Annotated in this window: 19 protein-coding genes; 9 read left to right on the forward strand and 10 right to left on the reverse strand. The window is 66.0% G+C overall.

Annotation, left to right across the window (positions count from 1 at the left end):
- The 7 genes from AB4Z32_RS24665 to AB4Z32_RS24695 all read right to left on the reverse strand — a co-directional run.
- The coding region (locus AB4Z32_RS24665) for an NAD-dependent epimerase/dehydratase family protein (protein WP_442124504.1) at positions 1-353 on the reverse strand (353 nt) is incomplete at its 3' end.
- Between the two features lie 18 nt (positions 354-371).
- A complete protein-coding gene (locus AB4Z32_RS24670; RefSeq protein WP_442124505.1) occupies positions 372-1,289 on the reverse strand; it encodes a formyltransferase in 918 nt (305 codons plus the stop codon).
- Between the two features lie 170 nt (positions 1,290-1,459).
- Positions 1,460-2,440 carry a glycosyltransferase gene (locus AB4Z32_RS24675; protein ID WP_442124539.1) on the reverse strand — a complete coding sequence of 327 codons (981 nt, stop codon included), beginning with the start codon at positions 2,438-2,440 and terminating at the stop codon, positions 1,460-1,462.
- A gap of 11 nt (positions 2,441-2,451) precedes the next feature.
- Positions 2,452-3,591 carry a DegT/DnrJ/EryC1/StrS family aminotransferase gene (locus AB4Z32_RS24680; protein ID WP_442124506.1) on the reverse strand — a complete coding sequence of 380 codons (1,140 nt, stop codon included), beginning with the start codon at positions 3,589-3,591 and terminating at the stop codon, positions 2,452-2,454.
- A gap of 72 nt (positions 3,592-3,663) precedes the next feature.
- Positions 3,664-4,038, reverse strand: coding sequence for an EamA family transporter (locus AB4Z32_RS24685; protein WP_442124507.1), 375 nt, complete (start codon positions 4,036-4,038; stop codon positions 3,664-3,666).
- 16 nt (positions 4,039-4,054) lie between these two features.
- Complete coding sequence (locus tag AB4Z32_RS24690) at positions 4,055-5,734, reverse strand: glycosyltransferase family 39 protein (RefSeq protein WP_442124508.1); 1,680 nt, start codon at positions 5,732-5,734, stop codon at positions 4,055-4,057.
- Positions 5,731-6,102: an Mth938-like domain-containing protein gene (locus tag AB4Z32_RS24695; RefSeq protein WP_442124509.1), complete on the reverse strand. Its 372-nt coding sequence runs from the start codon at positions 6,100-6,102 to the stop codon at positions 5,731-5,733. The genes AB4Z32_RS24690 and AB4Z32_RS24695 overlap by 4 nt, the downstream gene beginning before the upstream one ends.
- Positions 6,103-6,273: 171 nt before the next feature.
- Between AB4Z32_RS24695 and AB4Z32_RS24700 the strand changes: the two genes are divergently transcribed.
- Both AB4Z32_RS24700 and AB4Z32_RS24705 read left to right on the forward strand, forming a co-directional pair.
- A complete protein-coding gene (locus AB4Z32_RS24700; protein WP_442124510.1) occupies positions 6,274-7,500 on the forward strand; it encodes a pyridoxal phosphate-dependent aminotransferase in 1,227 nt (408 codons plus the stop codon).
- Positions 7,501-7,526: 26 nt separating this feature from the next.
- Positions 7,527-8,846: a homoserine dehydrogenase gene (locus AB4Z32_RS24705; protein ID WP_442124511.1), complete on the forward strand. Its 1,320-nt coding sequence runs from the start codon at positions 7,527-7,529 to the stop codon at positions 8,844-8,846.
- Between the two features lie 5 nt (positions 8,847-8,851).
- Here the strand turns inward: AB4Z32_RS24705 and AB4Z32_RS24710 are convergent, their stop codons facing one another.
- The 3 genes from AB4Z32_RS24710 to AB4Z32_RS24720 form a co-directional block, all read right to left on the reverse strand.
- Positions 8,852-9,058: a hypothetical protein gene (locus tag AB4Z32_RS24710; protein WP_442124512.1), complete on the reverse strand. Its 207-nt coding sequence runs from the start codon at positions 9,056-9,058 to the stop codon at positions 8,852-8,854.
- 208 nt (positions 9,059-9,266) lie between these two features.
- Positions 9,267-10,775, reverse strand: coding sequence for a sensor histidine kinase (locus tag AB4Z32_RS24715; RefSeq protein WP_442124513.1), 1,509 nt, complete (start codon positions 10,773-10,775; stop codon positions 9,267-9,269).
- Positions 10,776-10,778: 3 nt separating this feature from the next.
- Positions 10,779-11,468 (reverse strand): response regulator, encoded by a 690-nt coding sequence (locus AB4Z32_RS24720; protein WP_442124514.1) that lies wholly within the window; start codon positions 11,466-11,468, stop codon positions 10,779-10,781.
- A 137-nt stretch (positions 11,469-11,605) separates the two neighbouring features.
- Here AB4Z32_RS24720 and AB4Z32_RS24725 point away from each other — a divergent pair, with 137 nt between their 5' ends.
- The 7 genes from AB4Z32_RS24725 to AB4Z32_RS24755 all read left to right on the forward strand — a co-directional run bounded on the left by AB4Z32_RS24725 (position 11,606) and on the right by AB4Z32_RS24755 (position 20,907).
- Positions 11,606-12,667 carry a porin gene (locus AB4Z32_RS24725; RefSeq protein ID WP_442124515.1) on the forward strand — a complete coding sequence of 354 codons (1,062 nt, stop codon included), beginning with the start codon at positions 11,606-11,608 and terminating at the stop codon, positions 12,665-12,667.
- A 36-nt stretch (positions 12,668-12,703) separates the two neighbouring features.
- On the forward strand, positions 12,704-13,675 hold the full coding sequence (locus AB4Z32_RS24730) for a tripartite tricarboxylate transporter substrate binding protein (protein WP_442124516.1): 972 nt from the start codon (positions 12,704-12,706) through the stop codon (positions 13,673-13,675).
- Between the two features lie 26 nt (positions 13,676-13,701).
- Complete coding sequence (locus AB4Z32_RS24735) at positions 13,702-14,793, forward strand: ABC transporter substrate-binding protein (protein ID WP_442124517.1); 1,092 nt, start codon at positions 13,702-13,704, stop codon at positions 14,791-14,793.
- A gap of 96 nt (positions 14,794-14,889) precedes the next feature.
- Complete coding sequence (locus tag AB4Z32_RS24740) at positions 14,890-16,704, forward strand: ABC transporter permease (RefSeq protein ID WP_442124518.1); 1,815 nt, start codon at positions 14,890-14,892, stop codon at positions 16,702-16,704.
- Positions 16,705-16,736: 32 nt separating this feature from the next.
- Positions 16,737-17,804, forward strand: a complete 1,068-nt coding sequence (locus AB4Z32_RS24745; protein ID WP_442124519.1) for an ABC transporter ATP-binding protein — start codon at positions 16,737-16,739, stop codon at positions 17,802-17,804.
- Complete coding sequence (locus tag AB4Z32_RS24750) at positions 17,792-18,865, forward strand: AbrB family transcriptional regulator (protein ID WP_442124520.1); 1,074 nt, start codon at positions 17,792-17,794, stop codon at positions 18,863-18,865. The genes AB4Z32_RS24745 and AB4Z32_RS24750 overlap by 13 nt, the downstream gene beginning before the upstream one ends.
- A 146-nt stretch (positions 18,866-19,011) precedes the next feature.
- Positions 19,012-20,907, forward strand: a complete 1,896-nt coding sequence (locus AB4Z32_RS24755; RefSeq protein WP_442124521.1) for an MFS transporter — start codon at positions 19,012-19,014, stop codon at positions 20,905-20,907.
- The last annotated feature ends 29 nt before the right edge of the window (positions 20,908-20,936 follow it).

Here is a 20,936-nt window from a genome sequence, read left to right on the forward strand (position 1 = left end):
GTCGACGGGAACACCAGGTGCTTGCCGTACTTGGCGGCCGAGCGCACGATCGGCAGGTTGGCTTCGAAGTCGAGTTCGAACACGCGCAGCGGCGCCTGGACATAGGTCGACGGGGTCGCAATTGCGACCAGCGGCAGGATCACGTCGCACTTCTTGACGTGGTACTCGACCCACTCCTTGTTGATCGTGATGTCGCCTTCGAAGAAGTGCATGCGCGGATGAGCGAGCAGCTCCGTGATGCGGTCGGTGCTCATGTCCATGCCGTAGACTTCCCAGTCGGTGGTCTCGAGGATGCGCTTGGACAGGTGGTGGCCGATGAAGCCGTTGACGCCGAGGATGAGGACTTTTTTCATGGTGTGTTTTGGTATGCGTTATTCGGCGGACAGTTGGGCCTTCAGTTCGGCCGGCGAGATGCGCAGGCCGTCGGCCAGCAGGCTATGGATGGCGATCGCGCGGCCGTCGCCGCAGACGCCGAGGATGGCATTATCCACCACCGCCAGCCCGGGCGGCAAACCCAGGGCCTGGATGTCGCCGCGGTAGGGGCGGGCGCGCTCGATCACGTAGCGGCGCGGGCCGACGTCCGTGAAGGCGCCGGGGTAGGGTGGGGCCACCGCGCGGTGCAGGTTATAGACCTGGCTGGCAGGCTGGGACCAGTCGATGCGGCCGTCTTCCGGCTTGCGGCCGCCGAAGTAGCCGCCCCTGGTCAGGTCGTTGGGCGTGCGCGGCGCGGTCCCGGCCAGCAGCTGCGGCAGCACATTGTAGAGCGCCAGCTCGGCCGCCACCGTCACCTTGCCGAACACCTCGAAGGCGGTATCGTCGGGCAGGATGGGCACGGCCTGCTGGGCCACGATGGCGCCGGCATCCGGCTTGACGGTCATCTCGTGCAGCGAAGCGCCGGTCTCGAGCGCGCCATGCAGCACCGCCCAGTTGGTCGGCGCGCGGCCGCGGTAGGCCGGCAGCAGCGAACCGTGCATATTGTAGGCCGGCGCCACGTCGAGGATGGCCTGCGGCAGCATGTGGCGGTAGTAGAAGCTGAACATCAGGTCCGGCCGGGCGGCTTTCACCCGTTCCAGCAGCTCCGGCGACTTCGCATCGTCCGGGGTGACGAAGGGAATGCCTTCGGTTTCGCACAGCGATTGCACGGACTCGAACCAGATGTTTTCGGTGGCGCTGTCCTGGTGGGTGACGACCAGGGCGACGTCGACGCCGCCGGCGAGCAGGACTTTCAGGCAGCGTACGCCGACGTTGTGGTAGGCGAAGACGACTGCGCGTTTTTGTGGGTTGTTCATGTCAGGAAGTCGATAGGTCGGATTAATTCATGGTCGTTCCCGCGAAAGCGGGAACCCATACTGAGCATCAGAATTCGGTCCATCTGCCGATCGAATTCTTGTTCGACTTCGGCGCCTCAGCATGGGTCCCCGCTTTCGCGGGGACGACGTATCTCATCTGCGACTGCTTTTCAGCGCACCACCTGCCGCTTCTCCAGCGCCTCCACCTCGGCCCCGGCCGGCATGCCCTGCAGGATGGTCTGCACCACATAGCGCGGCCGTGCGCGTACCTGCTGGTAGATCCGGCCGACGTACTCGCCCACCAGGCCGATGCCGAACAGGATCACGCCCATGAAGAAGAAGGCGATCGCGAACAGGGTGAACACGCCTTCGGCTTCGGCGCCGAGGACGAAGCGGCGGATCAGCAGGAACAGCACCAGCAGCGCCGACAGCAGCGACATCGTGATGCCCAGCATCGAGAAGAACTGCAGCGGCACCAGCGAGAAGCCGGTCATCAGGTCGAAGTTCAGGCGGATCAGGCTGTACAGCGAATACTTCGATTCGCCGGCCGCGCGTTCCTCGTGCTCGACCACGATCTCGGTCGGCTTGCGCGAGAATTTATAGGCCAGCGCAGGCACGAAGGTGTTCACTTCGGCGCACTGGTTGACCAGGTCAATCACGTTGCGGCCGTAGGCGCGCAGCATATTGCCCTGGTCCGTGATGTGGATGTTGGTGATCTTCTCGCGCAGGCGGTTCATCATCTTCGATGCCACCGTCCGCCAGGCAGAATCCTGGCGCTTGCGGCGGATCGAGCCGACGTAGTCGTAGCCCTCGCGCATCTTGGCCACCAGCTTGTGGATCTCTTCCGGGGGATTCTGCAGGTCGGCGTCGAGGGTGATGACGATCTCGCCGCGGGTCTGCTCGAAGCCGGCCAGGATCGCCATGTGCTGGCCGTAGTTGCCGTTGAAGAGGACCACGCGGGTCACGTCGGGACGCTGGCGGTACTGCTCGGCCAGGATCGACACCGAGTTGTCGCGGCTGCCGTCGTTGATGTAGATGATCTCGTAGGGCAGGCCCAGCTTGTCCATCGCCGGATACAGGCGCGCGAACAGGTTGGCCAGGCCGGCTTCCTCGTTATAGACCGGGATGACGATCGACAGCTCCGGTTTCACGGCAGCCAGCGTCATTTTGCCAGCACCGCTTTGACGGCCTTGACCGCGCGCTCGACGTCGGCGATGGTCATGGCGTTGAACATCGGCAGGGTCACGGTCAGGCGGCCGATCTTCTCGGACACCGGGAACATGCCTTCCTTGAAGCCGCGTTCGCGGTACATCGTGAACAGGTGGATCGGCGCGTAGTGGTAGCCGGTGCCGATATTGTGTTCCTTCTGCATGCGGGTCATGAACTCGGCGCGGGTGCCCGGGCCGTGGTCCGGCAGGATGATCTGGAACAGGTGCCAGTTGCTGCTGCCGAAGGCCTTGATCGGCAGCTGGGCGCCGTACTTTTCCTCGAAGTCGTCGCCGAAGCAGTCGAAGTAGTGCCGGGCCAGCGCCGCGCGATGGGCGGTCAGCTTGTCCAGGTTCTTCATCTGGCCCAGGCCGATGGTGGCCATGATGTCGCTCATGTTGTACTTGCCGCCGAGGACGTCGACGTCGATGCCGTCCACGCCGCTGCGGGTCACGCCCTGCAGGCGGTATTTCTCGGCCAGGCGCGCTTCCTCCAGATTGTTCAGCACCAGGCAGCCGCCTTCGCCGGTGGTGAGGTTCTTGTTGGCCTGGAAGCTGAAGGAGACGAAGTCGCCGAAGGAACCGATGCGCTTGCCCTTCCACAGCGAGCCGATGGCCTGGGCGGCATCCTCGACCACGCGCAGCTTGTGCTTCGTCGCGATCTCGTACATGCGGTCCATGTCGACCGGCAGGCCGGACAGGTAGACCGGGATGATGGCGCGGGTACGCGGGGTGATCGCCGCTTCCAGCTTGTCGAGGTCGATGTTGCGGGTGACCGGATCGATGTCCGCGAATACCGGGGTGGCGCCGACTTCGATGATGACGTTGGCGGTGGCCGGCCAGGAGATCGGGGTGGTGATCACCTCGTCGCCCGGTCCAACGCCGGCGATGCGCAGCGCGATCTCCATGGTGCAGGTGCCGGAGTTGAAGGTGCGTACCGGGCGCCCGCCGAAATACTCGGACAGCTGCGCCTCGAAAGCCTGGTTCTTGGGACCGGTGGTGATCCAGCCGGAGCGCAGCACCTCGCCGACAGCGGTGATGGTGTCCTCGTCGATGGTGGGCCGGGAAAAGGGCAGGAAGGGCAGCTCGGCAGTCATGGGAAGCTCGATCGAATTGTTATTGGTAAAAATGCGGTTGTCATTCTATCAGTCGGATGAACCGGCCGATCCTCAGGAGCGCGCCAGCAGGGCGACGCCGACCATGATCACGGCAATGGCCAGCAGGCGCTGCGGCGAAATGGTCTCGCCCAGGAACATCCAGGCCCCGAGCGCCGCCACCACATAGCCCAGCGAGAGCATCGGGTAGGCGATGGTCACGTCGGTGCGCGACAGGCCCATGATCCACACCACCAGCGAGAGGGCGTAGCAGGCCAGGCCGGCCAGGATCGGCAACTGGGACGCGACCCGGATGAAGGTCTCGAAGGCGTTGCCCACCGTGAGGTGGATGGCGCCGCCCAGGGCGTTGGTGCCGGCCTTGAGCAGCACCTGGGCGCAGGCGTTCAGGAGCACGCCGGAAATGATGAAAGCGAAAGTGGTGAGGTTCATAGTTCAGAGGTGAGCATCACTGAGTGGCGATCACGGTGCGGCGCGCATCGGCGGCGACGATGCGCAGCGGTACGCCCTGGCGCTGCAGGTCGGCGGCGATCTCGGGACGGGTGATGGCGACGCTCCTGACACCGGCCGCCGCGTCGGCGCGCCATTGCTGCACGAAGGCCGGGATGGTCGGGATCGAGAGCTGCGGCTGCTGCTCGAGGCCGAAGGTGAATTCGTCCCAGTAGTCGACCAGGGTCACCGTGCGCTTGAGGTAGTAGGTCAGCGACTGTTCGTAGATGCCGACCGAGTAGACGCGGGTGGCCGGATCGGTGGCGCCGGCGGCCGCCAGGGCCGGCATCAGGTTGGTGCCGGCGCGTACCTTGCCGATCGGCTCGAAACCCGCCAGCAGCAGCTGGGTGCCGGCGAAACCGGCGATCGCCAGCACCAGCACGGTCAGGTCGCGCTGCATCTGGCGCGCGTACAGCATGGACAGGGCGCCGCCGATCAGCAGCACCAGGCCGGCCGCCAGCACCCATGGCTGGTAGGCCGCGTACAGCAGGTCCTCGCCCGGATGGCGCGCCAGGCGCAGCATGAAGGGCACGAAGCCGAGCAGGCCGGCGCCGAACAGGGCGGTCAGGGCAGCGGTCAGCATGCGGCTGCGGCGGGTGCCGACGTCCAGGTAGTTCGCGATCAGCATGGCCACCGCCGGGAACACCGGCACGATGTAGCCGGGCAGCTTGGAATTCGACTTTGTGAAGAACAGGATGATGAAGGCGGTCCAGACCAGCAGCATCAGGCGCGGCTTGAAGCGGGCCGGCGCGTCCTGGCCGCCTCTTTCTCCCCTTGCGCCCAGCACCAGGCCCTGCACCAGTACGCCGACCCAGGGCAGGCTGCCCACCGCCAGCAGGACGAAGAACACGTACCAGGCGGCTTCGCGGTGGTGTTCCTTCTTCAGGAAGCGGTCGAAGTGCTCGTGGATGAAGAAGAAGTGCGGCTGTTCCGGATTCTTCAGGCCGACCAGCACGAACCAGGGCGCGGCGATCAGGAAGAACAGCAGCAGGCCCTTGACCAGGTGCAGGCGGGTCCAGATCTTCCAGTCGCGCGAAAAGAGGGTGTAGAACACCAGCACGCCGCCCGGCAGTACCAGGCCGATCAGGCCCTTCGCCAGCACCGACAGGGCCATCCCGGCCCAGCACAGCAGCATCCAGTTGCGCTGCTCGCTCGGCGTGGCGTCGTCGCGCTGGGCCACCAGCAGGGCGCACAGGGCGATCGTCATCATGGCGGACAGGCTCATGTCGACCGAATTGACCTGGCTGCAGATCACCCAGTAGAGCGAGGAACCCAGCACCAGCGCGGCGTAGAAGCCGATGCGGGCGCCGAACACGCGCATGCCGGCATAGCCGGTCAGGCCGACGCCGAGCAGGCCGCACAGGCCGGTCCAGAGACGGGCCTGCCAGTCGCCGAGCCCGAAGACTTCGAAGGTCAGGGCGTTCATCCAGGTCTGCAGCGGCGGCTTTTCGAAATACTTGATGCCGTTCAGGCGGGTGGTGATCCAGTCGCCGCTGGCGAACATCTCGCGCGCCATCTCGGCGTAGCGCCCTTCATCGGGTGGCACCAGCGTACGCGCCCTCAGCACGCCGAGCAGCACGGCGGCGAAAGCGATGAACAGGGTCCAGACGAGGGTCTTGTTCTTGTGGAGTTCTTTCATTCGATGATCAACGCCAGCGTCACCTTGCGCCCTTCGCCCATCAGGATGTTATAGGTGCGGCAGGCGGCATGGCTGTCCATGCTTTCCACCCCCACGCGCTGGTTCGACAGGCTGGCGACCAGGCGCGGATGCACGAAGCGCTGGCGCTCGCCGGTACCCAGCACGACCACGTCGGGCTTGTCGGCGGCGATCTCTTCGAAATGTTCGGCGGTGAGGTCTTCGAACCGGGTCACGTTCCAGGGACGCGGCGGCGTCTCGGGCATCACCAGCACGCTGTAGTCGTAGCGCTTGGCATTGATTTCGACGCCGGACTGGTCGTAGCCGGTAACGGTCTGGTATTTTTCGGTATTACTGGAATGTAGCTTCATATGAAAGCCGTGAGTGTGCGTGCCGTAAAAACAAACGATGCGCGGGAGCGCGCAAGCCGCATATTGTAATTGGTTTTTCCGCTACACCAGCGGCCGGGTTGATTAATCCTTCCTTATTGGGCAGAATGGGATTTTTCGCATTGCAACAAATTACATTGGCAGGGTGACATTTTGCGACCGATCCTGAAATCGAACAAGCTGGACGACGTTTGCTACGAAATCCGCGGCCCCGCGCTCGAAAAAGCGCGCCAGATGGAGGACGACGGCCACAAGATCATCAAACTGAACATCGGCAACCTGGCCGTATTCGGCTTCGACCCGCCGGACGAGATCGTGCAGGACATGATCCGGAATATGTCCGGCGCCGCCGGCTATACCGACTCGAAGGGCATGTTTGCGCCGCGCAAGGCCGTCATGCACTACACCCAGGAAAAGAACATTACCGGGGTGAAGATCGACGACATCTACCTGGGTAATGGCGCTTCCGAACTGATCGTGATGGCGATGCAGGGCCTGCTGAACAGCGGCGACGAAGTGCTGGTGCCGGCGCCCGACTATCCCTTGTGGACGGCGGCGGTCAGCCTGGCTGGCGGCAACCCGGTGCACTATATCTGCGACGAGCAGGCCGGCTGGATGCCGGACATTGCCGACATGCGCAAGAAGATCACGCCGAACACGCGCGCGATCGTCGTCATCAATCCGAACAACCCGACCGGCGCGCTGTATTCGCGCGACGTGCTGCTGGAAATCGTCGAGCTGGCGCGCCAGCACGGCCTGATCATCTACGCCGACGAGATCTACGACAAGACCCTCTACGACGGCGAAGAACACGTTTCGCTGGCCTCGCTGGCCGACGACGTGCTGTTCGTGACCCTGAACGGCCTGTCGAAGAACTACCGTTCCTGCGGCTACCGCGCCGGCTGGATGGTGGTGTCGGGCGAAAAACGCCATGCCAGGGATTACATCGAAGGCCTGAACATGCTGGCCTCGATGCGCCTGTGCGCCAACGCGCCGGGCCAGTACGCGATCCAGACCGCGCTCGGCGGCTACCAGAGCATCGCCGACCTGGTGGCCCCCGGCGGCCGCCTGGCGCGCCAGCGCGACCTCGCGCACAAACTCCTCACCGACATTCCGGGGGTGTCCTGCGTCAAGCCAAAAGCGGCGCTGTACATGTTCCCCCGCCTCGACCCCAAGATCTACCCGATCGCTGACGACCAGCAATTTATCTGCGAGCTGCTGTCCGAGGAAAAAGTCCTGCTGGTGCAAGGCACCGGCTTCAACTGGATCGCCCCGGATCACTTCCGGCTGGTGTTCCTGCCCAATTCCGACGACCTGACCGACGCGTGCGGCCGCATTGCGCGCTTCCTCGACGGCTACCGGCGCCGCTACGCGCGCTGAGAACGATAGAGTAGATAGAACAGTATATGAAACCCATCAAAGCAGGCTTGTTAGGCATCGGCACCGTCGGCGCCGGTACCTGGCACGTGCTCCAGCGTAACCAGGAAGAAATCCGCCGCCGCGCAGGCCGCGGCATCGAAGTGGCCATGGTGGCCGCCCGCAATCTCGAGCGCGCCCGCCGTATCGTCGGCGAAGACGTCGAGGTGGTCGCCGACCCCTTCGCGGTCGTCAACAACCCCGAGATCGAGATCGTCGTCGAACTGATCGGCGGCTATGAACTGGCGCGCGAACTGGTGCTGCAGGCGATCGCCAACGGCAAGCATGTGGTGACCGCCAACAAGGCCCTGCTGGCCATGCACGGCAACGAGATCTTCGAGGCGGCCCATGCCAAGGGCGTGATGGTGGCCTTCGAGGCGGCCGTGGCCGGCGGCGTGCCGATCATCAAGGCCCTGCGCGAAGGCCTGTCCGCCAACCGCATCGAATCGGTGGCCGGCATCATCAACGGCACCACCAACTTCATCCTGTCCGAGATGCGCGACAAGGGCCTGGACTTCGACACCGTGCTGAAGCAGGCCCAGGAGCTGGGCTATGCGGAAGCCGACCCGACCTTCGACATCGAAGGCGTGGACGCGGCCCACAAGCTGACCATCATGGCCGCGATCGCCTTCGGCATCCCGATGCAGTTCGCCGGCAGCCACGTCGAGGGCATCAGCCAGCTGCAGGCGGTCGACATCCGCTATGCCGAACAGCTCGGCTACCGCATCAAGCTGCTGGGCATCACCCGCCGTACCGTGGTCGACGGCGCCGAGGGCATCGAGCTGCGCGTGCACCCGACCCTGATTCCGTCGACGCGCCTGATCGCCAACGTCGAAGGCGCGATGAACGCGGTGCTGGTGAAGGCTGACGCGGTCGGCACCACGCTCTACTACGGCAAGGGCGCCGGCGCCGAGCCGACCGCATCCGCCGTGATCGCCGACATGGTCGACGTGACCCGCCTGGCGACGGTGGATCCGTATTCGCGCGTGCCGCACCTGGCCTTCCATCCGGGCGAGCTGGCCGACCTGCCGATCCTGCCGATGGAAGAGATCCGCACCGCCTACTACCTGCGCGTCTATGTGCAGGACCAGCTGGGCGTGATGGCCGACCTGACCCGCATCCTGGCCGAAGCCGGCATCTCGATCGACGCCGTGCTGCAGAAGGAGCCGGGCGAGAAGGCCCGCACCGACATCGTCATCATCACGCACCAGACCCGCGAAAAATACGTCAACGCCGCGATCGAGAAGTTCGAGCAGCTGTCGACGGTGGTGGGCAAGGTGGTCCGCATCCGCCTCGAAACCCTGGGCTGAAAGGCTCAGCGCGTCAGTCCCGGCCCCTCGGCATGACTGGGGGGGCGACTCCAGCAGCTGAAGAAGTCGTCGGCGAATTCGTCGACGCAGCGGGGCGCTTCCTCCCGGCCCTCGAGCGGGGCCGTGGTGAGGGCGAGCAGTTCCTGCTCGATCTGGTCGAACAGCGCATCGGCGGCGCCGTACTCGTGGTAGAGGTGACGGGTCGTATCCATGCGCGCATTCTACCCGCGCTGCACTGCACAAAAAGCCCGTGCTTCAGGGAAGCTTGTGCTTGCTCAAATCCACCAAGTTTTGCCGTTTCGCATGCTTGGTTACGCGCAATATGCGTTGCTAAACAGCTCCTGTTTGGCGGCATTTGCCGCTACCTCAAGTCCAGTCTGGTAGTGCCTGCCATTCCCTTGCGAGAAACCCAGCCTTTCTTTAATGTAGAACAAGCTCGTCCGCGGGTGCGATTACCGGCGTGGCGGCGAACAGGACGCAGACTTTCAGGCCGCGGCCGCTGTCGGCGCGCTGCATGGCCAGCCTGGCGCCATGCAGGCCGGCGATGTCGCGTACGATCGCCAGGCCCAGCCCGGTGCCGCCGGGATTGATCTCCAGCGCCGCCTGGGCGCGGTAGAAGGGCATGAACACCTTGTCGTATTCGGCCTCGTCGATGCCCGGGCCGCTGTCCTGCACTTCCAGCAGCACGCCGTCCGCCACGCGGCGCACGCGCAGCAGCACGCTGCCGCCCGGCGGCGTGTAGCGGATCGCGTTGTCGGCCAGGTTGGTCAGCAGTTCGTGCAGCAGCAGCTCCTGGCCCTGCACCGTGGTCCTTTCCTCGTCCTCGGCTTCGAGCGCCAGGTCGATGTTCTTCTGCACCGCCGGCAGGGCCAGTTCGAGGCCGACCTGCTGCGCCAGCGCCGCCAGCGAGACCGGGCGGTTGTCGGCGCCGCCGTTGCCGTGTTCGAGCCTGGCCAGGGTCAGCAGGCGGTTCGCCAGGTGGACCGTGGAATCGGTGGTGGCCGCCATCGAGCGCACGATCGCGCGCAGAGCGGCCGGATCGTCTTCGCGCAGCGCCAGCTCGGCCTGGGTCTTGAGCACCGTGAGCGGGGTGCGCAGCTGGTGCGAGGCGTCGCCGATGAAGCGCCGCTGGCTGGCGATCAGGCTCTGCATGCGCGCCATGGTGCCGTTCATCGCCGCCACCAGCGGCCGTACTTCGCGGTGCACCAGCGAGGCGTCGACGTCCGACAGGTCGGACACCGCGCGATTCTCGACCACCTGCTTCAGGCGCATCAGCGGCTGCAGCACCAGGCGCACCGCGAACCACACCAGCGTCGCCACCGCCAGCACCAGCAGGGCCTGGCGCAGCAGGGTGTTCAGGAGGATGCGGCGCGACAGCGCGCGGCGCGCGTCGAGGGTCTCGCCAACCTGGATCAGGGCGATGCCGCGCATCGAATCGTCGTACACCGGCTGCAGCAGGGCGGCGATGCGCAGCGGTTCGCCGTTGTAGTCGGCGTGGTAGAAGCGCACCAGGGCCGGATACAGTTCCGAACGCGGCACGTTCTTCGGCACCGGCGGCAGGTCGTCGTAGCCGGACACGGTCTCGCCGTGCAGGCCGCCGACCCGGTAGTAGATGCGGCCCAGGGTATCGGTCTCGAAGCTGTCCAGCGCCACGTAGGGCACGTCGGCCACCACCTTGCCGTCATGGACCGAGACCCGCTCGGCCAGCGCGCGCGTCGAGGCCAGCAGTGAGCGGTCGTAGGCCATGTCGGCGGCGTCCAGCGCGTCGCGGTAGAGCGAAACGGCGTTGATCGCCACCAGCGCCACCAGCGGCACGATCAGCCAGCGCAGCAGCTGGCTGCGCAGGCTGCCGAGCGGCGCCGCCGTGGCGGGACGGCGGACCGCGCCGGCCAGTCGGCGGAACAGGGAAGGCAGCCGCGCGGCGTGCATCGCTCAGGCCGGCCGCTCTTGCAGCAGGTAGCCGATGCCGCGCAGGGTGACGATGGCGGCGCCGCCCTCGGGATGGCGGTCGAGCTTCTTGCGGATGCGGTGGATGTAGAGCTCGATGGCGTCGAGGTTGGCGTCGTCGTCGAGCGCGAACACGGCGTCGAACAGCTTTTCCTTCGACAGCGCGCAGCCGCTGCGCGCGATCAGCGTCTCCAGCAGCGCGTGCTCGCGCGGCGTCAGCTGCAGCGGCTCGCCGCAGTAGCTGAACATGCGCGCCACGGTATCGAAGCTGAGCTGCCCGCAGCGGTGCACCAGGGCTTCGTTGCCGACGCTGCGCCGCAGCAGGGCCTTGACCCGCGCTTCCAGTTCGGCCAGTTCGAAAGGCTTGGCCAGGTAGTCGTCGGCGCCCAGGTTCAGGCCCTGCACCCGTTCTTCCAGGCCGCCGCGCGCGGTCAGGATCAGCACCGGCGTGCGTGCGCGCTGGCCGCCGCGGGCGCGCAGGCGGCGCAGCACTTCCAGCCCGTCCATCTTCGGCAGGGTCAGGTCCAGGATCACCAGGGCGTAGTCCTGGGTATGGAGCAGGGCGTCGGCATCGGCGCCGGTGGTGGCGCATTCGACGCTGAGTTTGGCATCGCGCAGCGCCTTGGATACCCAATGGGACAGCTCGACGTGGTCTTCGACTAACAGGATTCGCATTTTTTTAGTGTAAGCCGAAACCGCCGGCCGCGGATAGTGGTGGCTTTCGGCGACTGAAAGCTGATTGAAAGCTGGGCCCGCATATAGTTGGCTCCAACAAGTAGTTACAAAAAAGAATTTTTACAACCGGAGACACCATGAAGAAGTCGGCCCTCGCGCTCGCCGTCCTGGCAGCGTTTTCCCTGAACACCCAAGCCCAAGCCCAATCCAACGTCCAGGTCTATGGCCTGATGGACGCCGGCGTCGAGTACGTCACCAATGCCGGGCCGAATGGCAACAGCATGACCCGCGTGGTCTCGGGCGGCAAGAACACCTCGCGCTGGGGCTTCCGCGGCACCGAGGACCTGGGCGGCGGCCTGAAAGCCGTGTTCAACCTGGAGGGCGGCGTCCTGCTGGATACCGGCGCCCAGGATGGCACCCTGTTCAAGCGCCAGGCCAACGTCGGCCTGGAAGGCGGCTTCGGCCGCGTGGTGATCGGCCGTTCCTTCACCACGACCTACGACCTGGTGATCAAGTTCGACCCGCTCGGCTTCGCGCCCAACTATTCCTGGGCCACCAGCGGCAACGCCACCGGCCCGTCGAAGTACGGCATGACGACCGCGTTCGACAACCTGATCAAGTACACCGGCCACACCGGCGGCTTCACCTACGGCGCCACGATCGGCCTGGGCGAGCAGGCCAACAGCCAGGCGGACGGCCGCAAGTACGCGGTCGGCGGCTCCTGGTTCGGCGGCGGCTTTGGTGTGATGGCGTCCTATGAGCAGGTCAACGGCAACACCGTGGCCGCCACCGGCAACCGCGACAAGACCACCGCCTACCACCTGGGCGCCGACTACAAGGCCGGCCAGTGGCGTTACGTGGCCGGCATGCGCGGCTACAAACTGGAGTCGGGCAAGGCCGCGACCCCGGACCTGCGCGGCGACACCTACTGGGGCGGCATCACCTACAACGTGCAGGCCTGGACCCTGACCGGCGCCGTCTACCACGTCAACACCAAGGAACTGCCGGCCGCCAAGGACGCCGACCCGACCATGCTGGTGGCGCGCGCGATGTACGCGCTGTCCAAGCGCACCGACCTGTACATGGTCGCCGCCCACGCCAAGGCCGACCACGGCCAGCTGGTGGGCCTGTCGCGCGACGATCCGGGCTTCGGTTCGACCCAGAACGGCTTCACGGCCGGCATCCAGCACCGCTTCTGATCGCCGCCGGCCATCCGCGCCAGTATCATGCGATTCATGAAGACACTCAGAATCCTGATCGCCGCGGCCATGGTTAACTCCCTGGCTGCGGCCGCCATCCCGGCAATTGCCGCCGATGCCGAATGCGTGGTGCCGTCCAAGCCGGGCGGCGCCATGGACATCACCTGCAAGCTGGCCCAGAAAGCCCTGCAGGCGAGACCGAACGCGCCGAAGCTGAAGCTGAGCTATATGCCGGGCGGGATCGGCGCGGTTGCCTGGCACACGATGGAATCGCAGCGCCGCGCGGAACCCGACACCCTGGTCGCGTTCTCGGGCGGCTCGCTGCTCAACCTTGCGCAAGGCAAGTTCGGCAAGGCCACCGCGAACGACGTGCGCTGGGTCGCCGCCCTCGGCGCCGACTACGGCATGATCGCGGTACGCGCCGATTCGCCCTACCACAAGCTGGGCGACCTGGTCGATGCCCTGAAGAGCGACCCGGCCAAGGTCCTGATCGGCATGTCCGGCACCATCGGCAGCCAGGACTGGATCAAGATGGCGCTGCTGGCGCGCCAGGCCGGGGTCGACCCCAGGCAGCTGCGCTTCGTCGCCCTGGAAGGCGGCGGCGAAGAGTTCACCGCGATGCAAGCCGACTACGTGCAGGTGATCTCGGGCGACACTTCCGAGGCCACGCTGTACGTCGACCCGCGCAAGATACGCGTGCTGGCGGTGCTGGCCGACCATCGCCTGCCGGGCGTGCTGTCCAAGGTGCCGACCGCGCGCGAGCAGGGCTACGACGTGGTCTGGCCCATCATCCGCGGCCTGTGGATGGGGCCGGGGGTCTCGGATGCCGATTACCGGCGCTGGGTCCAGGCTTTCGAGCACATCGAGACCGACCCCGGTTTCGCGAAGATGCGCGCGGAAGCGGGCCTGCATCCCTTCTCGCTGACCGGCGATGCGCTGAGCAACTATATCAAACAGGCTGTAGCCGACTATAACCGGCAGGCCAGGCAGTTCAACCTGGTCCGCTGAGCAGACCAATAAATCAAGGAGACGACATGCATTTCACCAAGACCCTCATCGCCGCCGCCGTAACCGTGCTGGCGGCTCCGCTGGCCCTGGCCCAGGTGCCGGCCGGCTATCCCGCCAACTACCAGCAACTGGTCGACGGCGCCAAGAAGGAAGCCAAGCTGGTGATCTACGGCGCCACCGACAGCAAGGCCGCCCAGCCGCTGATCAAGGATTTCAATGCCCTCTACCCGGGCATCTCGGTCGAGTACAACGACATGAACTCGACCGAAGTGTACAACCGCTTCATCTCCGAGAACGCGGCCGGCGGCGACACCGCCGACGTGCTGTGGTCCTCGGCGATGGACCTGCAGATGAAGCTGGCCGCCGGCGGCTACGCGATGCCCTACAAATCGGTCGAAGCGTCCAAGATCCCGGGCTGGGCCGTGTGGAAAGACACCGCCTACGGCACCACCTTCGAGCCGGCCGCCTTCGTCTACAACAAGCGCCTCGTGAGCGAAGCGGAAGTCCCGCATACCCATGCCGAATTCGTGAGCCTCATCAGCAAGCCGAAGTTCCAGGACAAGGTCACCACCTACGACATCGAGAAGTCCGGTGTCGGCTTCATGTTCATGACCCAGGACGAGCATGACTTCCCGCAGTTCAAGCAGCTGGAGCAGGCCTTCGGCACCGCCAAGGTGCGCGTGCAGTCCTCGACCGGCACCATGCTCGAGCGTATCTCGTCGGGCGAGAACCTGATCGGCTACAACGTACTGGGCTCCTACGCCCTGGTGCGCGCCAAGACCGACCCCTCGCTGGGCGTGGTGCTGCCGAAGGACTACACCCTGGTGATTTCGCGCGTCCACTTCATCAACAAGGCCGCCAAGCACCCGAACGCCGCCAAGCTGTGGACCGACTACATCCTGTCGCAGCGCGGCCAGACCGTCATCGCCAACGGCTCCAAGCTGTATGCGATCCGTTCGGACGTCACCGGCGAGACCACGTCGAGCGACCTGATCAAGATGGTGGGCGAGAAGAACATCAAGCCGCTGCCGGTCAACCCGAGCGTCGCGGAATACCTGGATCCGGCGATCCGCATGGCCTTCCTGAAGGAGTGGAAAGCCACCGCCGGCAAGAAGTAAGTGTCGAAGGCGGGGCGCGGCTGCGCTCCGCCTGCCGGGCAGCGCCATGCGCACTGCTCTGTGTTACCGGTTTCACCCTCCCGATCGGATCTCATCATGCCTACCTTTTCCCTGCCGGGCGCACGCGCGAAGTCCGGCGCCGCGCATGACGCTGCGGCCGCCCGCAAGCCGCGCCTGAACTGGACCCGTGCCATCGTCGTCCTGCTCACCTGCCTGGCGATCTTCCTGCCGCTGTTCCTGGTGTTCTACCAGAGCGTACTGTCGGCACCTTTCTTCATGCCCGACAAGGTGCTCGGGCTGGACGCCTTCCGCTTCATCTTCGACGACAGCGATTTCTGGCTGGCCTTCAAGAACGGCATGCTGCTGGCCTCGGGCCTGGCCGCCATCGCCGTGCCGCTGGGCGGCATGCTGGCCTTCCTGATGGTGCGCACCGACCTGCCGGGCCGCAGCTGGATCGCGCCGGTGCTGCTGGTGCCGATCTTCGTGTCGCCGATGGTGATGGGCTTCGGCTATGTGGTGTCGATGGGACCGGTCGGTTTCTACACTACCTGGGTGCACCAGCTGCTGGGCGTCATTCCTTGGAACGTGTATTCCTTTCCCAGCATCGTCGTGATCGCCGGCCTGACCCACGTGCCGCACGTCTACCTGTACGCGTCGTCGGCGCTGAAGAGCCTGGGCTCGGACGTCGAGGAAGCCGCGCGCGTCTCCGGCGCCTCGCCGTGGCAGGTGATGCTCAACGTCTCGCTGCCGATGATCATGCCGGCCCTGGCCTATGCCGGCGTGCTGGTGTTCTTCCTCGGCTTCGAGGTGTTCGGCCTGGTGCTGGTGCTGGGCGATCCGGAAGGCCACCTGGTGCTGGCCACCTACCTGTATAAGCTGACCAACAAGCTGGGCACCCCGTCCTACCACCTGATGGCGGCGGTGGCCGTGTGCCTGGTGGCGGTGACCATGCCGCTGGTGATGCTGCAGCGCTGGCTGCTGAAGTCCGCCAACAAATACGTGTCGATCAAGGGCAAGGGCGCCCGCCAGAAGCAGCTCCCGCTGGGCAAATGGAAATGGGTGGCGCTGGCCGTGCTGGGCGCCTGGATCCTGGTCACCGTGGTGCTGCCGCTGTCCGGCATCGTGCTGCGTTCCTTCGTCCAGTACTGGGGCGAGGGCGTGAACCTGGCCGACGTGCTGACCCTGCAGCACTTCCGCGACATCTGGGAACAGCCGTCGCTGGTGCGCGGCATCGTCAACACCATCCTGATCGGCGTGATCGGCGGCGGCCTGGCCGTTCTGTGCTACACCGCGATCGCCCTGGCCATGCACCGCAAGCCGGACGGCGTGACCCGCCTGCTCGACTACAGCGTGCTGGTGCCGCGTGCGGTGCCGGGCCTGCTGGCCGGCCTGTCCTTCCTGTGGGTCTTCCTGTTCGTGCCGAGCTGGCTGGACGGCTTCCTGCACAACTTCGACAACGACGTGGCGCGCTGGCTGTCCGCACACTTCATCCCGCAACTGCGCCAGGTCCGCTCCACCATCTTCGCGCTGTGGCTGGCCTATTCGGTGGTGTGGCTGGCCTACGGCATGCGCCTGATCTCGACCTCGCTGCTGCAGGTGGGACCGGAACTGGAAGAGGCGGCCCGCGCGGCCGGCGCCAGCCGCGGCCGCGTCACCCGCGACGTCACCATCCCGCTGATCAAGTTCGGCATGCTGGGCGGCTGGCTGATGGTGTTCCTGATCTTCGAACGCGAATACTCGACCGGCGTGTACCTGCTCTCGCCGGGCACCGAAGTGATCGGCGCGATGCTGGTGTCGCTGTGGGCCGGCGGTTCGACCGACCTGGTGGCGGCGCTGTCCTTCATCAACATCACGCTCGTGGCCATCGGCCTGGGCATTGCGCTGCGCTTCGGCGTCAAGCTGCACAACTAAGCACCATGACTAACGAATTGCGAGACCTCACCATGAACGTTTTGACCGTCAACGACCTGCACCTCGACTACGGCAGCGGCGCCACCGCCAACCCGATCCTGAAAGGCGTGTCGATGCACCTGCAGCGCGGCGAAGTGGTGGCCCTGCTGGGCCCATCGGGCAGCGGCAAGACCACGCTGCTGCGCGCCGTCGCCGGCCTCGAGAGCCCGAAGTCGGGCACCATCGACATCGGCGAGCGCCGCGTCTTCGACGGCAGCAGGAAGCTGGAGCTGCCGGCCGAGGCGCGCAACCTGGGCCTGGTGTTCCAGTCCTATGCGCTGTGGCCGCACAAGACCGTGTTCGACAACGTCGCCTACGGCCTCAAGCTGCGCAAGACGCCGGCGCGCGAGATCGAGGCGACGGTGAATGAAGTGCTGTCCCAGCTCGGCCTCGGCCACCTGGGCGAGCGCTTCCCGCACCAGCTGTCCGGCGGCCAGCAGCAGCGCGTGGCGATCGCCCGCGCCCTGGTCTACAACCCGCCCGTGATCCTGCTGGACGAGCCGCTGTCGAACCTGGACGCCAAGCTGCGCGAAGAAGCGCGCGCCTTCCTGCGCGAGCTGATCGTGCGCCTGGGCCTGTCGGCCCTGATGGTGACCCACGACCAGGCCGAGGCGATGGCGATCTCGGACCGCATCCTGCTGCTCAACAACGGCAAGATCGAGCAGCAGGGCACGCCGCAATCGATGTACGAGTCGCCCGACACCCTGTTCACCGCCGAGTTCATGGGCAGTAACAACCGCCTGCCGGCGCGCGTGGTGTCGCGCAACGGCGAGGCGGCCCGCCTGCAGGTCGAAGGCATGGCGCTGAACGCCACCGCGCGCGGCGCCGGCAGCGAGGCCGCCGAGGCTGCGGCCCTGATCCGCGTCGAGGAAGTGCGCATCGGCCGCCAGCCGGTGGAGAACGGCATCCAGCTGCCGCTGTCGACCTGCATGTACCTGGGCGACCGCTGGGAGTGCCTGTTCAAGCAGGGCTCGTCCAGCGTGCGCGCCTATTCCAAGCACCGCATCGACCCGGGCCAGTACTGGCTCGAGATGCCGGCCGAGAAGCTGTGGGTGTTCTAAAAGGAACGCTGCGCACTTTCCTGCCAGCGCTGCTGCTGGCCTTCGGCGCAGCCGAAGCCTGCATCGCGCTCGACACCCCGCTGCCGTGGATGATCGGGCCGCTGTTCTCGACCGCGCTGGCCTGCATGCTGGGCGCCCGCCTCGGCGCCCCGGTGCAGGCGCGCGAGGCAGGGCAGTGGGCGATCGGCACCGCGCTCGGCCTCTACTTCAGCGCCCCGGTGCTGGCCGCGCTGGGCCGCAACCTGCCGTGGATCGCGCTGGCGGTGGTCTTCGCGATCTGCCTGGGCATGCTGGGGGGCGCCATGCTGCGCCGCCTGTCCGGCAGCGACGAAGCCACCGCCTTCTTCGCGATGGCGGTTGGCGGCGCCTCCGAGATGGCGGTGCAGGGCGAGCGCCACGGCGCCGTGGTCGAACGCGTGGCCGCCGCCCACAGCCTGCGCATCATGATGGTGGTCGGCACGATTCCCTTCGCGGTGCGCTGGTGGAGCAGCCATGGCTGGGGCGCGGGGCTGGACATGTTCGTGCCGCTCGCCGCCAGCGTCCACCTCGGCGGCCTGCTGGTGCTGATCGCGCTGACGTCGGCCGCCGCGCTGCTGCTCAAGCGCCTGCAGGTGCCGAACGCCTGGGTGATCGGCCCGCTGTTGGTGGCGCTGCTGCTGACCGCGGCCGGCATCCAGCTGTCGCGCCTGCCCGAATGGATGATCCGCGCCGGCCAGCTCTTCATCGGCGTCTCGCTGGGAACGCGCTTCACGCCGCGTTTCGTGCACACGGCGCCGCGCTACCTGGCCAGCGTGGCCCTGTGCACCGTCTGCACCATGCTGCTGGCCGCGGTATTCGCCCTGTGCGTGGCCGAGGTGACGGACCTGCATCCCGGCACCATGCTGCTGGCGACTTCGCCGGGCGGCATCGCCGAGATGTCGCTGACGGCGCGCGTACTGCACCTGGGCGTGCCGGTGGTGACGGCCTTCCACGTGTCGCGCATGGTGGTCGTGGTGCTGGCGATCGGACCGCTGTACCGGACCTGGGCGCGCTTGCGCGGGGCTTCCGCGAGTGGCGTATGACGCTGCTTTGTGTCGATGATGTTGCGTATTTTTGGTGGAATGGTATCGATTTGCGCGACTATATCTAGTGTTTGGCAACATCGTGTATTCAAGTCCGGTGTTGTGCGGTAGATTACGCATCTCTCACAACACCGCGACCCGACCGCATGAGCCACTCCAGCCATCCCAGCCAATTCGCCTTGCTGACCCAGCGCCGGTTCGGTCCCTTCTTCTGGACCCAGTTCCTCGGCGCCTTCAACGACAATCTGTTCAAGACCGCGCTGCTGGTCGTGCTGACCTACGACGCGCTGTCCTGGACCACGCTGCCGCCGGCCATCCTCAACAACCTGATCCCCGGCCTGTTCATCCTGCCTTACGTCGTGTTCTCGGCGACCGCCGGCCAGATCGCCGACAAGGTCGAGAAGGGCAGGCTGGCGCGCTGGGTCAAGCTGCTCGAAATCGGCATCATGGCGCTGGCGGCCGTCGGCTGGTGGACGCATACGCTGTGGCTCCTGATCGCGGCGGTGGCCGGCATGGGCGTGCACTCGACCCTGTTCGGCCCCGTCAAATACGCCTACCTGCCGCAGCACCTGAAGCCGGAAGAGCTGGTGGGCGGCAATGGCGTGATCGAGATGGGCACTTTCGTGGGCATCCTGCTGGGCGAGGTGATGGGCGCGGTACTGGCCGGCCACGGCACCCTGGGCATCCACCTGGTCGCGATCGGCACGCTGCTGGTCGCCGTGCTGGGCCTGGCCACCAGCTGGCGCATTCCCGCTTCGCCGGCGCCGGCGCCGGACCTCGTCATCAGCCGCAACCCGATCGCCGAGTCGCTGCGCAATATCGGCTACTCGCGCCAGAACCGCACGGTGTTCCTGTCCATGCTCGGCAATTCCTGGTTCTGGTTCTACGGCGCGCTGGTGCTGTCGCAGTTCCCGCTGTACGCCAAGGACTACCTGCACGGCGACCACAGCGTGTTCGTGCTGCTGCTGACTATCTTCTCGCTGGGGATCGGCGCCGGCTCGCTGCTGTGCGAGAAGCTCTCGGGCCGCAAGGTCGAGATCGGCCTGGTGCCCTTCGGCGCGATCGGCCTGTCGCTGTTCGGCATCGACCTGTACTTCGCCAGCCTGGGCTACACCAACACCACCACGGTGGACTTCACCGGCCTGCTGCACCAGACCGGTACGCTGCGCATCCTGGCCGACGTGCTGCTGCTGGGCGTGTTCGGCGGCTTCTTCATCGTGCCGCTATTCGCCCTGATCCAGACCCGCTGCGATCCGAAGCACGTCTCGCGCACCATCGCCGGCATGAACATCCTGAACGCGCTGTTCATGGTGGCGGCGGCCGGCGTCGCCGTGTTCCTGTACAAGCAGGGCTTCTCGATTCCCCAGATGTTCCTGACCACGGCGCTGCTGAATGCGGTGGTGGCCATCTACATCTTCTCGCTGGTGCCGGAATTCCTGATGCGCTTCCTGGCCTGGCTGCTGATCCACACCATTCATCGCGTCTCGACGGTGGACACCGACCGCATCCCGGAAGAGGGCGCGGCAGTCCTGGTCTGCAACCACGTGAGCTACGTCGACGCCATCGTGATCATGGCCGCCAGCCCGCGCCCGATCCGCTTCGTGATGGACCACCGCATCTTCAGGACGCCGCTGCTGGGCTTCATCTTCCGCACCGCGAAGGCGATCCCGATCGCACCAAGCAAGGAAGACCCGTGGCTGATGGAGAAGGCCTTCGTCGACATCGCCCAGGCCCTGCACGAAGGCGAGCTGGTCTGCATTTTCCCGGAAGGCAAGCTGACGCGGGACGGCGAGATCGGCGAGTTCCGCGGCGGCGTCGCCAAGATCATCGAGCGCAGCAAGGTGCCGGTGATCCCGATGGCGCTGCGCGGCCTGTGGGGCAGCCTGTTCTCGCGCGATCCGTCGAACGTGTTCGAGCGCTCGTTCTCGCGCGGCTGGCGTTCACGGCTGGCGCTGGCGGTGGGCCGGCCGGTGCCGCCGCAGGAGGTGACGCCGGAGGGGCTGTACGACGAGGTGCTGGCGCTGCGCGGCGACTGGAAATAGATGCTGTGTGACAAAAAGCTTAACCCTTG

It is taken from the genome of Massilia sp. 2TAF26, from assembly GCF_052115005.1.
Taxonomy (GTDB): Bacteria; Pseudomonadota; Gammaproteobacteria; order Burkholderiales; family Burkholderiaceae_D; genus Telluria.

Excerpts from the sequence above, each read along its gene's own strand:
- AB4Z32_RS24690 (WP_442124508.1), bottom strand. The coding sequence starts at position 5,734 with ATGAAAGAACTCCACAAGAACAAGACCCTCGTCTGGACCCTGTTCATC.
- AB4Z32_RS24705 (WP_442124511.1), top strand. The coding sequence starts at position 7,527 with ATGAAACCCATCAAAGCAGGCTTGTTAGGCATCGGCACCGTCGGCGCC.
- AB4Z32_RS24695 (WP_442124509.1), bottom strand. The coding sequence starts at position 6,102 with ATGAAGCTACATTCCAGTAATACCGAAAAATACCAGACCGTTACCGGC.
- AB4Z32_RS24670 (WP_442124505.1), bottom strand. The coding sequence starts at position 1,289 with ATGAACAACCCACAAAAACGCGCAGTCGTCTTCGCCTACCACAACGTC.
- AB4Z32_RS24740 (WP_442124518.1), top strand. The coding sequence starts at position 14,890 with ATGCCTACCTTTTCCCTGCCGGGCGCACGCGCGAAGTCCGGCGCCGCG.
- AB4Z32_RS24745 (WP_442124519.1), top strand. The coding sequence starts at position 16,737 with ATGAACGTTTTGACCGTCAACGACCTGCACCTCGACTACGGCAGCGGC.
- AB4Z32_RS24710 (WP_442124512.1), bottom strand. The coding sequence starts at position 9,058 with ATGGATACGACCCGTCACCTCTACCACGAGTACGGCGCCGCCGATGCG.
- AB4Z32_RS24715 (WP_442124513.1), bottom strand. The coding sequence starts at position 10,775 with ATGCACGCCGCGCGGCTGCCTTCCCTGTTCCGCCGACTGGCCGGCGCG.
- AB4Z32_RS24730 (WP_442124516.1), top strand. The coding sequence starts at position 12,704 with ATGAAGACACTCAGAATCCTGATCGCCGCGGCCATGGTTAACTCCCTG.
- AB4Z32_RS24685 (WP_442124507.1), bottom strand. The coding sequence starts at position 4,038 with ATGAACCTCACCACTTTCGCTTTCATCATTTCCGGCGTGCTCCTGAAC.
- AB4Z32_RS24755 (WP_442124521.1), top strand. The coding sequence starts at position 19,012 with ATGAGCCACTCCAGCCATCCCAGCCAATTCGCCTTGCTGACCCAGCGC.
- AB4Z32_RS24735 (WP_442124517.1), top strand. The coding sequence starts at position 13,702 with ATGCATTTCACCAAGACCCTCATCGCCGCCGCCGTAACCGTGCTGGCG.
- AB4Z32_RS24680 (WP_442124506.1), bottom strand. The coding sequence starts at position 3,591 with ATGACTGCCGAGCTGCCCTTCCTGCCCTTTTCCCGGCCCACCATCGAC.
- AB4Z32_RS24725 (WP_442124515.1), top strand. The coding sequence starts at position 11,606 with ATGAAGAAGTCGGCCCTCGCGCTCGCCGTCCTGGCAGCGTTTTCCCTG.
- AB4Z32_RS24720 (WP_442124514.1), bottom strand. The coding sequence starts at position 11,468 with ATGCGAATCCTGTTAGTCGAAGACCACGTCGAGCTGTCCCATTGGGTA.